The 12951-nt window shown below is 57.4% G+C and carries 20 protein-coding genes; 1 reads left to right on the plus strand and 19 read right to left on the minus strand.

Annotated elements, in window-relative coordinates:
• The first annotated feature begins 70 nt into the window (after positions 1 to 70).
• Positions 71 to 346: a hypothetical protein gene (locus tag AC2IBB_RS22270; protein WP_486328934.1), complete on the plus strand. Its 276-nt coding sequence runs from the start codon at positions 71 to 73 to the stop codon at positions 344 to 346.
• Positions 347 to 363: 17 nt separating this feature from the next.
• Here the strand turns inward: AC2IBB_RS22270 and AC2IBB_RS22275 are convergent, their stop codons facing one another.
• The 19 genes from AC2IBB_RS22275 to AC2IBB_RS22365 all read right to left on the minus strand — a co-directional run bounded on the left by AC2IBB_RS22275 (position 364) and on the right by AC2IBB_RS22365 (position 12949).
• Positions 364 to 756, minus strand: coding sequence for a hypothetical protein (locus tag AC2IBB_RS22275; protein WP_486328935.1), 393 nt, complete (start codon positions 754 to 756; stop codon positions 364 to 366).
• Positions 757 to 2622: a hypothetical protein gene (locus AC2IBB_RS22280; protein ID WP_486328936.1), complete on the minus strand. Its 1866-nt coding sequence runs from the start codon at positions 2620 to 2622 to the stop codon at positions 757 to 759.
• 263 nt (positions 2623 to 2885) lie between these two features.
• Positions 2886 to 3251 carry a hypothetical protein gene (locus tag AC2IBB_RS22285; RefSeq protein WP_486328937.1) on the minus strand — a complete coding sequence of 122 codons (366 nt, stop codon included), beginning with the start codon at positions 3249 to 3251 and terminating at the stop codon, positions 2886 to 2888.
• A gap of 13 nt (positions 3252 to 3264) precedes the next feature.
• Complete coding sequence (locus AC2IBB_RS22290) at positions 3265 to 3681, minus strand: phage tail protein (protein WP_486328938.1); 417 nt, start codon at positions 3679 to 3681, stop codon at positions 3265 to 3267.
• A gap of 2 nt (positions 3682 to 3683) precedes the next feature.
• The gene (gene gp17 / locus AC2IBB_RS22295) at positions 3684 to 4058 is read right to left on the minus strand and encodes a tail completion protein gp17 (protein WP_486328939.1); all 375 of its coding nucleotides are present in this window, start codon (positions 4056 to 4058) and stop codon (positions 3684 to 3686) included.
• Complete coding sequence (locus AC2IBB_RS22300; protein ID WP_486328940.1) at positions 4055 to 4555, minus strand: HK97-gp10 family putative phage morphogenesis protein; 501 nt, start codon at positions 4553 to 4555, stop codon at positions 4055 to 4057. The genes gp17 and AC2IBB_RS22300 overlap by 4 nt, the downstream gene beginning before the upstream one ends.
• Positions 4552 to 4890: a phage head closure protein gene (locus tag AC2IBB_RS22305; RefSeq protein WP_486328941.1), complete on the minus strand. Its 339-nt coding sequence runs from the start codon at positions 4888 to 4890 to the stop codon at positions 4552 to 4554. Before AC2IBB_RS22305 ends, AC2IBB_RS22300 begins: the two co-directional genes overlap by 4 nt.
• A complete protein-coding gene (locus AC2IBB_RS22310; RefSeq protein ID WP_486328942.1) occupies positions 4887 to 5174 on the minus strand; it encodes a head-tail connector protein in 288 nt (95 codons plus the stop codon). The genes AC2IBB_RS22305 and AC2IBB_RS22310 overlap by 4 nt, the downstream gene beginning before the upstream one ends.
• Positions 5174 to 6367, minus strand: coding sequence for a phage major capsid protein (locus AC2IBB_RS22315; protein ID WP_486328943.1), 1194 nt, complete (start codon positions 6365 to 6367; stop codon positions 5174 to 5176). The genes AC2IBB_RS22310 and AC2IBB_RS22315 overlap by 1 nt, the downstream gene beginning before the upstream one ends.
• A gap of 5 nt (positions 6368 to 6372) precedes the next feature.
• The gene (locus tag AC2IBB_RS22320; protein ID WP_486328944.1) at positions 6373 to 6930 is read right to left on the minus strand and encodes an HK97 family phage prohead protease; all 558 of its coding nucleotides are present in this window, start codon (positions 6928 to 6930) and stop codon (positions 6373 to 6375) included.
• A 19-nt stretch (positions 6931 to 6949) separates the two neighbouring features.
• Positions 6950 to 8155, minus strand: coding sequence for a phage portal protein (locus AC2IBB_RS22325; protein ID WP_486328945.1), 1206 nt, complete (start codon positions 8153 to 8155; stop codon positions 6950 to 6952).
• Entirely contained in the window at positions 8155 to 9873 is a 1719-nt protein-coding gene (locus AC2IBB_RS22330; protein ID WP_486328946.1) for a terminase large subunit, read from the minus strand. Before AC2IBB_RS22330 ends, AC2IBB_RS22325 begins: the two co-directional genes overlap by 1 nt.
• A gap of 14 nt (positions 9874 to 9887) precedes the next feature.
• Positions 9888 to 10364: a phage terminase small subunit P27 family gene (locus AC2IBB_RS22335; RefSeq protein WP_486328947.1), complete on the minus strand. Its 477-nt coding sequence runs from the start codon at positions 10362 to 10364 to the stop codon at positions 9888 to 9890.
• A gap of 73 nt (positions 10365 to 10437) precedes the next feature.
• A complete protein-coding gene (locus AC2IBB_RS22340) occupies positions 10438 to 10995 on the minus strand; it encodes a hypothetical protein (protein ID WP_486328948.1) in 558 nt (185 codons plus the stop codon).
• Between the two features lie 25 nt (positions 10996 to 11020).
• The gene (locus AC2IBB_RS22345; protein WP_486328949.1) at positions 11021 to 11470 is read right to left on the minus strand and encodes a hypothetical protein; all 450 of its coding nucleotides are present in this window, start codon (positions 11468 to 11470) and stop codon (positions 11021 to 11023) included.
• Between the two features lie 45 nt (positions 11471 to 11515).
• Complete coding sequence (locus AC2IBB_RS22350; RefSeq protein WP_486328950.1) at positions 11516 to 11887, minus strand: HNH endonuclease; 372 nt, start codon at positions 11885 to 11887, stop codon at positions 11516 to 11518.
• Positions 11887 to 12165, minus strand: coding sequence for a hypothetical protein (locus AC2IBB_RS22355; RefSeq protein ID WP_011398331.1), 279 nt, complete (start codon positions 12163 to 12165; stop codon positions 11887 to 11889). Before AC2IBB_RS22355 ends, AC2IBB_RS22350 begins: the two co-directional genes overlap by 1 nt.
• The gene (locus tag AC2IBB_RS22360) at positions 12165 to 12569 is read right to left on the minus strand and encodes a 3TM-type holin (RefSeq protein ID WP_486328951.1); all 405 of its coding nucleotides are present in this window, start codon (positions 12567 to 12569) and stop codon (positions 12165 to 12167) included. The genes AC2IBB_RS22355 and AC2IBB_RS22360 overlap by 1 nt, the downstream gene beginning before the upstream one ends.
• Complete coding sequence (locus tag AC2IBB_RS22365) at positions 12566 to 12949, minus strand: M15 family metallopeptidase (protein WP_486328952.1); 384 nt, start codon at positions 12947 to 12949, stop codon at positions 12566 to 12568. The genes AC2IBB_RS22360 and AC2IBB_RS22365 overlap by 4 nt, the downstream gene beginning before the upstream one ends.
• Positions 12950 to 12951: the final 2 nt, after the last annotated feature.

The raw sequence follows: 12951 nt of genomic DNA on the forward strand, positions 1-12951 counted from the left end.
TGCTGCGCTTGTGTACTAACGCTTGATAATGCAATAACATGCCGCGCTTATTTATTTAGCTAGGGTATTAATGATGCAGAAAGTACATAAGGAAATGATTTTTTCCGCTATTCAACGCTTTTTCATAGGCATGACCGTTATTTTCACCCTGTTGCTCATTTCAACAATCTATAATCTTGACCTATCTTCTGCCGACTCTGAGAAGCAAAGCTTTAGACTGCTTGTTCTCGCCGGTCTTTTCCTGCTCAGCGCTGGCTTCGGAGTCGCCGCCTGGGTAATGCATAAGAAAAGAAAACACGGCTTTAATGTTAATGATGTTTCTTGGCACCATATAAACGGAGACTGACTCCATAAAGGTCAGCCTTAAACTATCCTCAGCTTCAAGGTATACCTGAAATAGTCCGTCGTGCCGTAGCGCTCCTCTTTCCAGGTAATCGGGTCCAGCATAGCGGGCTGCAGAGGGCTCACCCGGTCGCCATGCAGGCTGACCATGAAGCTTTCCCCGCCACTGACGGACCCTAAGAACTCCCGCATCTCCGCCAGCTGTTCCGGCTGGTTCATGTATACGGTGGCGATGTCATAGGTCTGGTCGATGCGGTGGAGCAAGGTTTTCGATTTGCCACTAAGCGCCGTGGTCGTCTGCGCTTCAACCTGCGCATCAAAGTCACAGCGCGTCAGTTTCACGTCGATCCAGTAATTGCCGCCCGCAACATGGCTGGGCGCGATAAAACGTCTCGCGACATACTCGATATACATTTACAGACCTCTTAGTTGTTGGCCGTTGCGGCTGTTCGCTTCCACGAGGACGATGTCTTTCTTGCTGACAATGTCCCGCAGGTGCGGCGCGATGGCGTCGGCGATTAGGTAGGGGTCGCCGTTGACCGATCCGTTAAACTGAAAAATGATCTGCGCGCCCTCGCCTTTGCCACCGGCGGGTCCGCTGGGGATCGTGGGTTGCGGCGGCTGGTAGGTGTTCGGCGGCGCTCCACCTCCACCGGCGCTGACCGTTCCCCCGCCGCCAAACTTCTGCGACTTCAGTTTTTGAATTTGCACGGCGGTGGCGATCACGGACGTGGCCGCAAACGCCGCGCCCACAATAGGACCGCCGATTTGCGCGCCTTTGTTGTAGGAATGCACGGCGGCTTCATAACCCGCCACCAGAGCGTTGGCGATGGCGGCCTTTTTGCCGATCTCGAAGAGCTTCTTGGATTTGGTATCCATGAGCGTTGAGAGATTGCCTAACATGCCAGTCATGACCGACACCCGCTCTTGATGCTCCGCCTCCGCCAGGGCCTTGCGCTTGCCCTTCTCTCTTTCCTCTATGGCCGTGAGCGTGGCTTGATGCTGCGCGGACAGTTCGCCCAACAGCTCCATATGCTGCGTTTGGGTTAACAGGTTTTCGTCCAACGCCTCCTGCAGCATGTCCCGCCGGCGCTCGTAGGACTCCCGTTCCGCCTCTTCCTCGGTCAGCAGGGATTCACGGATGCTTTCGACATTGCCGCGGATTTCGTTCTGACGCTGCAGCGCGGCATTGGCTTCCTCCTGCGCGGCTTTTACGCGTTGCAGGTTGTCCGCTACGGTGGCGGTCACGCCTTGGTAGTCCTGCAAGGTGACGACGCTTTGACCCAGGGTGACGTTGAACTTTTCCGTCTCCTGATCCGCCGCCGCCATCTGAGCGAAGATGTCGCCCGTGGCGCCGCGCAGATTCTCCTGCATGCTGTACAGCTCGGCGTCGACCTCCGCCACATCGTCTGAGAGCTTGCCCAGGTAGTAAGTCGCCACCCGGATAAACTCGACCACGCTCGCGCTGACCTCCAGCGCGCCGGCGGCGAGCAATCGCACCGCCTGCCCGCCCAGCTTGGCCGCCTCAGGCAGCACATCCCCCAGGAAGTGCGCGACTTGCTCGATGGTCGGCCCCAACGCCACGGCCATGTTGTTGGTCATGCCCGTCAGCGCCGCGTTCATCTTGATGATGGCCGCATTGGCGGCGGTGGCCTGCGTCGCAAAGCTTGTGCTGATGGTATTGCCGGTGCGGTCGGACTCTTCACCCATGGCCCGAATGGCGGCGCTGCCGCCTTCCATGGTTTGCAGCAGGGCGACGCCTTCGGAGTCCAACAGCTTCATGGCGAGGCGCACCCGGTCCGACTTCGCAGGCACCTCCGCCAGTGCGTCCGCCAGCACTTCAAATTGCTGTTCGGGACGCAGTTGCTGGAGCTTCTGCGCGGACAGTCCCAGCGCTTTGATCGCGCCTATAGCTTCACCGCTGCCGGCGGCCGCCTCGGCGATGCGTCGGGTCATGCGCTGCAGGCCGGTTTCCAGGGTGCCGGCGGATACGCCCGACAATTCCGCCGCGTAGGCGAGACGACTCAACCCTTCCACACTCACGCCCAAGCGCACGCTCAGGTCGCCCAGGTGGTTGGCCGCGTCCAGACTGCCTTTGATGACCCCGCCAAACACGCCCGCCGTGGCAATGGTGGCCAGCGTCGTGAACATCTTGCCGGCATTGTTGGCCGCCGACGCGGTGCGCTCCAGATGCTTGTTGACGCTGCGCAATCCGTCCTCGACCTTGGCCGTCGCAAGGCGCAGATCGATAGACAACGCGCCAATCATTTCCTGACTCATAGAAGGCTTTAACCAGGTTAAAAGGGAGAGAGAAGAAAGGGGTTAGGCGTCGCGCCAGGCGTCGCCGAATAGGAGGTTCTTCAGTGCGTCCGACCGCTCAGCGCTGCTCTGGCGCTCACGTTCGAATTGCTCGGCGTAGGCGTCCAGGGATTCGTAAGCCATCCACTCGGCCAGTTCAGCCGAATCGATCTCTTGCAGGAGGGCCTTAACCGTCTTGCCCAGCTTGGCGGCGAGGTAGAAGTAAAACCGGCGCTCGGGCCGGCTTAGGAGTTTTTTGCGGCGCCCTCCACTTCGCCTTGGGTTAAGCGATTGAGTCGGGCGGCGACATGGTAGACGCGATCCAGGGCGGCGCAGGATTTCGCGCCCAGGGCTTTAACGTCGCTCTCGTTAAATAGGCGCTCGCCTTTGTCATCCACCAGACAGACCGCCACCAGCTTGGCGCGGATGTTGGACAGGTCCCGATGCGCGCTGCCATCGGGAGATAACTTCACCAGCGAGCCTTCGTAATCGTCACGGGCGGCGCCGCTCATCAGGGCGACCCGAACGGTTCCGCCCCACTCTGGCACGTCTACGTCTTCCGATGTGATATCTTGCGCCGCCAGGATCTGGGCTTTGTTCAAATAACTCATAAAGGTTCCTCGTTTAGGGTTTCGCGAAAGTGGGTTTACCGGTGATGCGTAGCGCGGCGGAGCCTTCCACCATGCCACTGATCCCGCCGGAAAGGCTGGTCGCGTTCTTCACGTAAGCCTTGAATGTGGCGGTAGTCAGGTCGGGAAACGTGATCTTGACGGTCTTCAGCGCTCCGGACAGTTCAGCGGCGCGGACTTCGTTCTGGCCGGGATCGCCATAGTTAATAAACCAGTCCAGAGAGAAAGAGCCCCAGTCGCGCTTGCCGAGAAAGAACTCGGACGCCTCGCTACTTAAGTCCGTGTTGTCAATTTCCGGGCGTTCGCCATCAAAACCGGAAAAAGATTTAACCCCGGTCACCTCAATGTCGGGCGTGCCGGCGGTCGTACCGTCGATTTCAATTTTGGTTCCGTCGGCGGGCATTTTCGCCATGCTTAGTCCTCGTAAAAGGTAAATGAATAATCCAGCATCAGCCGGTGGAGCTGGGCCGCGTCGTCGTACTCGTAGGTTTTGCCATTGCGCACGGCGGTGAAGTCTTGGCCGCGTGAAGCCAATGCAGCCGTCGCAGCCTTTGCTAACTGGTCCGCCTGCTTGAGCGTCGGCGCCCAGGCGTCTATCTGCGCCCGCTCGCGTCGGCTGTTGTCCTCTCCGCCCAGGTCGTTGACGGGATCGTCGCCGACATACAGCAGGGACAGCGCTGGCGTTGATGCGTGGGGCGGCAGAAAGCGTCCATGAATCGCGGACGGCGCAATCAGGTCTCGCACCTCTTCCGACTTGCGCAGCCGCTTCAGCAATCGCGGGATGATCATCGGCGCGCCCTCGCTTGAATGATGGAACGCCACATGCGTTTGCCGGCGGCTTTGACCGCCGCATCCTTGGCGCGTAGAAACGCCGGGCGCAGGAAAGGACGCGGGGCAATGCCGGGATGGTTAACGCCGGACACCACCTGCGAGCCGATGCGCAGACGCTTTTTGTTTTTGCGCTTGTTGCGACCGCGCCCGGTGGTCGGGTTAGGAATAGCGTGCGGCGCCGCGCCAAACTCGATAAAACGGGCGTAGTAAGCCTTGGGATGCACGCCCACGCGACCGGTGTAGCCGCGACCGCTGCGATCCCTGCGCAGCTTGTAGCGGATGTGTTTACGCAGATGGCCGCTTTTCACGGGCGCGCCTTGGCGGATCTCTTTTCTAAACGTTTTCGCCGCCTCGGTCAGCCCGTCCCGCGCCGCCTTGTTGGCCGCCTGCTTGCCGAGTTGCTGTAAGGCTTGGTGCAGCTCGCGCAAGCCGCTGATCTTGACGCCGCTGCTCATACCGCCGCCCCTGTGTCCGCGCACATCAGCACCCACTCTTTGTTTTCCTCGCGGGTGTTGATGGCGGAATGGATGTCATAGACGCGGCCTTGATAGACCACCCGGTGATCCTGGGACGTGAGCCCGGCCAGCGCCTGCTCCCAGCGCAACACAATGCGGGTGGTCAGCTCGGCGCGGGGGCCGCTGGCGGCCAGGAACTCCCGACCGGACAGCGGCTCCACGCCCGCCCAACGCGTAGCGACATCTCGCCAGCCTTGCACGGTTTCGCCGTACTCATCCTGGGTGGCGACGTTGGCTTGAATCGTCACCCGCCGCCGCAGTCGTCCCGCTCTCATAGCCGCCGAATCCGTAGCAGGTCCAACAGGGCCTTGGAACATAGCGGCACCTGTGAGACCGTCGCCGCCGTCTGGTCCTCCCGTTGCTCGTACAGGGTGGCGATGATCATTTTTATGGCGTGCTTGGCCAGCTCGGGAATGCTCTCGCCCTCCTCCAGGGACAGCCCGGAATATTCCTCCGCCAGATTGCGCGCCACGGCGATCAGGGTTTCGATATAGGCGTCTTCGTCGTCATGATCCACGCGTAGATGCTGCTTGGCTTCCTCTAAAGTGATGGGGGTCATTACGCCCCCTTACTCAATGTCAGCACCTTAATGGCGTTGGAATCCACCAACATGCCGCCCACCCGCTTGGTGGTGTAGAAGTGAACGAAGGGTTTATGCGTGTAGGGATCGCGCAGCATGCGCGCGCCAATACGGTCCACAATGCTGTAACCCCGCATGAAGTCGCCAAACAAGATGGCGTTAGCATCCGCCGCCACTTCCGGCATGTCTTCGTTTTCCTCGATGCCGTAGCCCAACAGCAAGGAGGGCTGGCCCGCCTCGATGCCCGGACGCCACATGTAGTTGCCGTCCGCGTCCTTGAACTTGCGCACCTTCTCCACCGTGGTTCCGGTCATCATCCAGCTGGCGTTACGGCGAAATGCTTTCTTCAGACGGTAGATCACGCTTAGCAGGTTATCCGCGGTGAAGTCGCCCGCCTTGCCGCTGATCACTCGTTGCAGCTTGCCGAACTCGCGGGAGGCATCCGGCGCGGCGTCCATGGCGTAAGACAGGATGCCTTTCGGTTTGCCCACGCCATCGCCATTTAGAAAGGCGTCGGCTTCGCGGTCGACGAACTCTTGCGCCACTTCGTCGGCGATCCACTGCTCAACGTTGAAATACACATCGTCCAGCGCCTTTTGGGTCGTGGCGGGATTCGCGTAGATTTCTCCCATGTACGCCTCAATCTGCGCCAGCTTGGGCGTGTTGGTTTCCGGGCGGGCGTCGGTCTCGCCCACCCAGCCGGAACCGGCGCCGCCCAGGTTAACCAAACGTTTGTAGCCGTCGGTGGACACCTGGATATTTCGGCACAGCGCCCGCATGGGAGACAGCTCGCGCTCCAATTCCAAAATCTGGCGGTCCAGTTCCTCCGGCACGCCAAAGCCGCCGTCCTGATTGGCACCCAGGTTGACGGCCTTGACCTCGATGCCGGCGGCGTTGTTTTTTCTCATCCACTGGTCAACAAAATGTTTGCGGTACTCCGCATCGCCCTCCACGGTCCCGGGGCGGTTCTGCTTTTTATAAAGGCCGTCCAACTCCTTTTTCAGGGCCTCCAGCTCGCTCAGCTGGGCGTTGAGCTTGTCGGTTTTCTCGGTGAGTTTGATTACCTCTGCGCGGGTGGCCTCCATAGAGGAGTCATTGGCTGATTTAAATTCCGTAAAGCGGCTAGTCAGTTCTTCCGCTACGTCTTGAATGTCTTTTAATTCGACTGGCATCAGGGTTAGTTCCTTGTGGTGAATATATGTTTTAGGGATGAAATAGCAGCCAGGGCCTGTGCGTGCTCGGCGTTTCGTTGGCGGTGTTTGACTTGCGCAATGCGCGCCTCATCGTTGGCGGGGAAGGTCACCAGAGACACTTCCCACAGGTCGATTTCTTTAATCAAAAACGCTTCTTTGGCGCTGTCGTATTCCATGCCGTTGGACGGGACGGAATAACCAATAGAGAGACCGGAAATAGAGCCTGCTTTTAAATGCCCGTATGCGCGCTTGGCCAGTGGGTCATCGTCGATCAGCAGACGCCCGGACAACTTCAGACCGTGCTCGTCTTCCTCCATCGCGGTGTAAACCCCTATAGGCTCGTCCATGCGGTGTTGCCATAACAGCGCCGGCAGGCGGCCTTGCTGTTTCCAGCGCGCCAGGGATGCGTCAAACGCGCCCTTGACGACAATGTCGCTGTAGGAGTCTTTAACCCCGAATACGGAGCCGTAACCCTCAAACTCGCCGGTGTCGGAGAGAGACTTAATCTTTAATGGAATATCCAGCTTTTGCTTGGTGTGCATGCGTGCCTCGTATGGCTGCTTAATTCGTTTCCGTCTCGTCGGCAGGCTTGCCGTTAACCGCCATATTGAGCGGCGTCAGGTAGGTGTCGCCGCCTTCCCTGGGGTTCATGTCCTCCAGGATGCGGACTTCGTTCGGACTCATGACGCCGTTTTGAATCATGGCCGTGTAGTATTCGCTGCGGGTCTTCATGTCCCCGCGCATCAGGGCGTTGATGTTGAACTTAACGAAATGGCTGGCCCGCTCTTTGTCTGAGAGCAGCGACTTGTTAATGCGCTTCTCAATACGCGTGCAGTATGGGATTAATGAATGTCGCGCAAAGGCGAGGTCTTGGTGTTCAATGTTGCTGAAGGTCGCCCGCTCCAGATCGCCGATCATGTGCGGCGGCACCCGGAAAAATCCGGCGATCTCCGAGCGCTGAAACTTGCGGGTTTCTAAAAACTGGCTGTCTTCCGCCGTCATGGAGACCTGCAGCCACTTAAGGCCGCCGTCGAGGATCATCTCGCGGTTCTGGTTAGCGACGCCGCGGTGCAGCTCCATTTCCTGTTTCAAGCGCTCGTATTGTTTATCTGTCAGCGCGTGATCGGTGGAGAGCACGCCAGAGGGTTTCGCGCCATGGGCGAACAAGGTTGATCCATGCTTTTCCGTCGCCTTGGCCAGCCCCAAACAGTGGCGGTTGTATTGAATCGGGTTCAATCCTGTTAAGCCGTCCTGGCTCCATAAGCGGATATGCAGCACCTCTTCCGCCGGCAGCGTCCGCACAGGGCCGCTTTTAAACTGCACGTCATAAGTCAGTTCGTAGTCGTTGGAGAGTTTCGGCGTCACCGCATCCGGCGCCATGGGCAGCAGCTCCAGCACCCGACCCGCCGCCGTGCGGTTGATGTAGCTGTAATGGTTACCCCGTAAGCACAGGTGCGCGACAATCAGTTCTTTATATTCTTGGTCCGTCAGGTAATCGTTCGGGCCGTGCTTTAACAGCGCCTGCAGCGGGTGGCCGCTGGCCTTTTCCGATCCGCCGCCGGGCAGCTCTTTAAACAGGTTTAAGGGCAGCATGCCGATAGATTCGGTTAGGACTTTGATGCACGAAAACACAGCGCTGATCTCCGGCGCGTTGCCGGGGGTGATCTGCACACCGGCGTCGGCGTCGTACCATGCGCCCAGCAACTCCGCGAGCTTGGCCGAGCTATCAATCACCGGCGTGCTTTTACGTCTGAATAAATTAAACATCAGGCAAACCTTATGCTGGGACCAGTGGTTTCCGCCGCCAGCATGGCGCGGCCCACGGCCATGATGAGCGCGACCGCGCCGTCGATTTTTTTGTCTTTGTGTTCCTTGGTCGGGCGGACGATATCGTCATCGGCGCCGCCCATATAGCGTCCGACCACGTTGCCCATACACCAGGTTAAAATGGGGTGGCCGTCGTGATGGAAACGTCCGGCCGCGATGGCCGCTTCAAGCTCCTTCATGCCGGCGGACATGCCGGAATAGTTCTGCGTGATCTGCACCGGGTTCAGGTTCTCGTCGTCGAGGCGGTGCGAGAGGTTCAGCGCGCCGTGCGGATCGATGCCGATCTCTGCAATGGGGTGGCGTTGGTTGGTGTCGGTGACTTCCGCCAGCACTTCCAGATAGTCCACTTCCGCGCCATCGGTGGCGGTGAGCGCACCCAGGTTGACCCACTTCTGATAGCGGCTGCTTAACTTTCGATTATCTGGATTGTTGACCGTATCCTCGGGCGCCCAGAACACCGGCGAGAGGCAGTAGTAATGCCGACGCACGCGGCGGTCGTCATCCTCCAGATCGCGATAGAACAGTTTGACGAAGGCGTTTAAATCCAGCTTGCCCGCCAAATCGAGGCCGCCGATACACTCTTGGCCTTCGAAGTCTTCCACGCTGAGGCTGGGGTCGTAGCAGCGTTGCCACTGCTCCATGTTGAAGAACGCCGAGCGCGCCGTAACCCAGATGTTTAAATGCTTGATCTTGAATATGTTCTGGAAGCGGGCGCTGCGAATCGCTTTCTGTTGCTGACTTTCCAAATACTTTTTATAAACGCTAACGCCCAGATTAGGGTTGGCCATGACCAATACGTCCGGGTCCGCCCAGCGTTCTGGATCATCCACGCCATACATCAACGTGAACAACTCGTCATTCGGCGCGACGCCGTCCAGCATCTCTTGCGCCTCGGTCTGCTTGTCGTAGCAAGGGCCTTCGATGTTGTTGCCGGCGGTGGTGATAATAAACGTCAGCGGCTGCCGGCGTGCGCCCTGCCCCGTCACCATGGTCTCGTATAAGTCGGGGGCGTCGTGTTCGTGGTATTCATCGATCAGCGCACAAGACGGACTCGCGCCATCGCCGGGCTTGCCGATAACCGGCTCGAAGCGCGCCTCATCCGCCGGGCGGTTTAAGTTCTTTGCATTGACCGCGATCCCTTTTGCTTTCTGAAGCAGGGGCGTTCTGGAGACCATCAGCTTTGCGGGGCGAAACACCTCCCAGGCTTGGCGCTCGTTGGTCGCTCCGCTATAGACCTCCGCGCCAAACTCGTTATCGCAGGCGAACATATACAGCCCCACGCCGGCGGCGATGATCGACTTGCCGTTCTTGCGCGGGACGCACCAATAGACTTCGCGAAAGCGGCGCAGGTCGTCGGCCTTGCTCTTCCATCCGAAGATGTTGACGAAGCCGAACACCTGCCAGGGCTCCAGCTTGATAAGCTGACGCTTGAACGCCCACTCGCCCTTGGTGTGCGGCAGCAGCTGGACGAACTCGCACACCCGCTCGGCCTCCGCCCGGTCGAAGTAATACGGATAGTCCGGGTCGCTCTCCTGGGCGAGGTCGTCCAGGTAACGTTGGCACGCCAAGCGCGTGTACCGGTACGCAGGGATAGACCCGTCCAGCACGGCGCGGGCGTACCGCGTCGCCGCCTCGACGTGAGGATATTTAGCCGCCATGGAGTAACCGAAAATCAGAATTTATCGAAAGGGTTTGATGTGTCGTGGTTGCCGCCGCCGGTCAGACGTTGGCGACTGGATGGGTCCAGGCCCAGGAGCGCCCCGAAGGTCGCCAGTTGTTTTAAGGATTCGTTGGCGACAGTGGCCGCCGGGTTTTTCTTCAGGCCGCCGTTTGCGTCCGTAATCGTAATGCCGTACTGCGCTATCTCGCGCTCCGCCTGACGCCAGCGACCATAGGCGGCGCAGAAGGCTTCCAGGTTATGCACGTCTGTAATGGCGATGATCTTTTGCGCGCACAGCTCCGGGGCGATCAGCTCCCACATGCGGCGTGCGTCGTCGCCCAGCCAGTCCGGGCAATCGATGTTAGTGATCTGTGAAAACTGGGGTTCGTGGGTGTTAAGTTGACGCTTTCCGGGGTTGCCGGCCAGGAGCTTTTGCGCGACGGGCTTGGGCTTCCGCCCCCGTCCAGCTCTGGTTGCGGTTCCACTCATTGCGTTAGCCTGAAATTTTTAATTTCGCGGGTATAAAAAAAGACTTAGGGGTGCGGTGTTGGTCGCTCAGGTGTCAGAGATTTGACCCGCCCCCCCCCTCTCTCAGGCGGCCCACGTCCATGGACTCCCACTCACGCACTACCCTAGGGACTACATGCTTGACGACCCAAGCACCCACCGGGTATAGCTCAGCTAGCTCATATTGGTAAACCCTGCGGCTTTCTCTAACGCACTTTTCGAATTGCTCTAATACTACCAACACTGAACCCTTTAGCTTAATGTCTAACTCATCCACTGGCTTGTAATAGCTGAGCCTTCTCATACATCTTTCTAGGGTATAAGAAGTGAATTCACCAGCCCCTTCTTGAAAAACAAACCAAGCAGAGTGAAGAATACAGACTAGTGTAGCGCGGGTAATCAATAATGCTTCTTTGCGATCATGAACAGTTAGGTCAATATAGTCATAATAGGGAAGAGTGAAATGAAAATCCCGCGGCCCTACTAAGCAGTCAATGCACTCAAAATCAGACAAATCACGCATCAGCTTCCCGAGATACGTTTTGGCGAGTAAAATCTCTCCCGCATCAACTACACGCAGAGTAGCTTTCCATTCTTTTAGTTCGTATGACACCTCTTTGCTTACCCTCAAATAATGATCAAAGTAGAGGCACATGATGACTTTTGAGCTGCTCTACCGCGTCTAGCACAGGCACTATCTCTCTTGGATGGGCCCAAAACTTCTTTTTCTTACTCCCTTTCATTTTACAGATAATGCTTGCGTTACCGAAGAATGGCTTTTTAAGCTTCATCATTTCCATCTCCGAATACACAAAAGATTCAACCTCATATTTTGAATTTAATATCTTGGGTAGAGGCATAGCCTTAAGTGCATCAGACTTCCCCATTGCGCTTACATTCGATATAAATGAGGTGAAGCCAGATAAAGCAAAGATGTCTGCTTTTCCCATTGTCTTGACCCATAGCAGCCTCTTATTCGTGAAGATCAGCTCACCTTTCGTGCGTGATAGCCCATCCAAATTGAAATGAGAACCTATTGCAATAATCTCTTCATCAGAGCTAGCCTCCGCAGCTTCGTCTATGCCCATAAATCCTCCTCATATTTTTATTTGGCCAAGTAAAAATATGATAGTTCAATAAATACATTGCCGAGTATTAGTTGTTTTGCACCGATGGCAGCCCTTACAAATTCCCTGCAGGTTCTTCTCCTTCTCGTCACCGCCACTCGCCTTGGGCACAATGTGATCCACCTCTGTCGCTGCACTGGTTCGGCCCTGCTTTAAGCACACCTGACACAAGTAGTTATCTCGTCTCAGTATCCGCGCTCTCAGCTTCCGCCATTGCCAACCATAGCCGCGTTGGGTGTCGCTGCCCTTCTGCTTTTGCCAGACTCCCCAGCGTGTCGCCTCTCGCTTGTCTGAGTGGCTCTCACAGTATCGCGATTTGTGCCGGGTCGTATTGGGACAGCCCTTATCTTTGCAGGGCCTTAGCGATGCCTTGGGCATTAGCGTTCACTCTGTCGCTCGATCAGGCGGTCTAACTTGTCGTTGATGGCCCGCAGGTCAGTCTTAATCTCATTACGGACGGCGTCGATACGCTGACGCTGTTGCACCTGCTCTTCATTCAGGTACTTAACCGCCAACGCGTTTTGCTCCACCCTTCGATCTATAGAGCCCGCCCAGGTGATCACAGATATGGCGATTACCAGCGTGCTGATCAGGTGGCCCACACTGATGGTTTTGTCCAAGTGCCAGTGCCTCCGGGTGGTTTGGTTCTCTTCCATTATTTCTTACTCATCACGTCGGTTACCTTGGGGGCGATCTTCTCCAGCGATCTGCCGGCGACGTATCCGCCCAGCCCTATTTGCAGCAGGTCCCAGGCTTCTACGCTTAGCCTGAACGTCAGCAGGCCGAACGAGTCGCAGATAACCAGCGCCAGAAAGCACAGCATGGTTAACGGGCGCCAGTTGCGCTGTAGGATGCTTTGGCCTTGCGCCTCTGCCTGGATCGTTCTGGCCTTTGCCTCCAGTAGTTTGGTTTCGTACTCCATCACCCGCTGGGTTAGCTCGGCCTGAATCTGGAATAGTTGCGCCTGTACCTGCAGGCGCTCCTCGTCGCTGGTGTGGACGTTGTCGATCAGGTCGGCGACGGGTTTAAACAGGTTCAGAATTGAAGCCCAGGCGCTCATGGGTATTCTTTCCACGGCAGTTGATAATGAGGTCCGTCGAAAAAGCCATTCCAGTCACCGCCCCACTCTACAGGGATGCCCAGCCCTTCGGCGGCTTGCTTCACAGCGTCGGCGAGTATCTGGTAATAACGAGCCTCCCAAGTGATCGAGCCGTTAATCAACACACCCAGGTCCACCGCATGACCAGTCAAGTGGCGGCTGCGCATCGTTTTCGATTTGCGGGCCTTATACAGTTCCGTTTGGCGCTCTATGGTTCGCAGGCCTTCCAGCACAGTGAAGTCTATCGGGGTGTTCTGAATCGCCCTTTCCACTACTTTCACAAGGTCAGGGTGCAGGCCAACCAAGCGTGACTTGGAGCGCTTACCTAAGCAGAAGCTCATAT

The sequence above is a fragment of the Hahella sp. NS-SX17 genome (genome assembly GCF_057367735.1).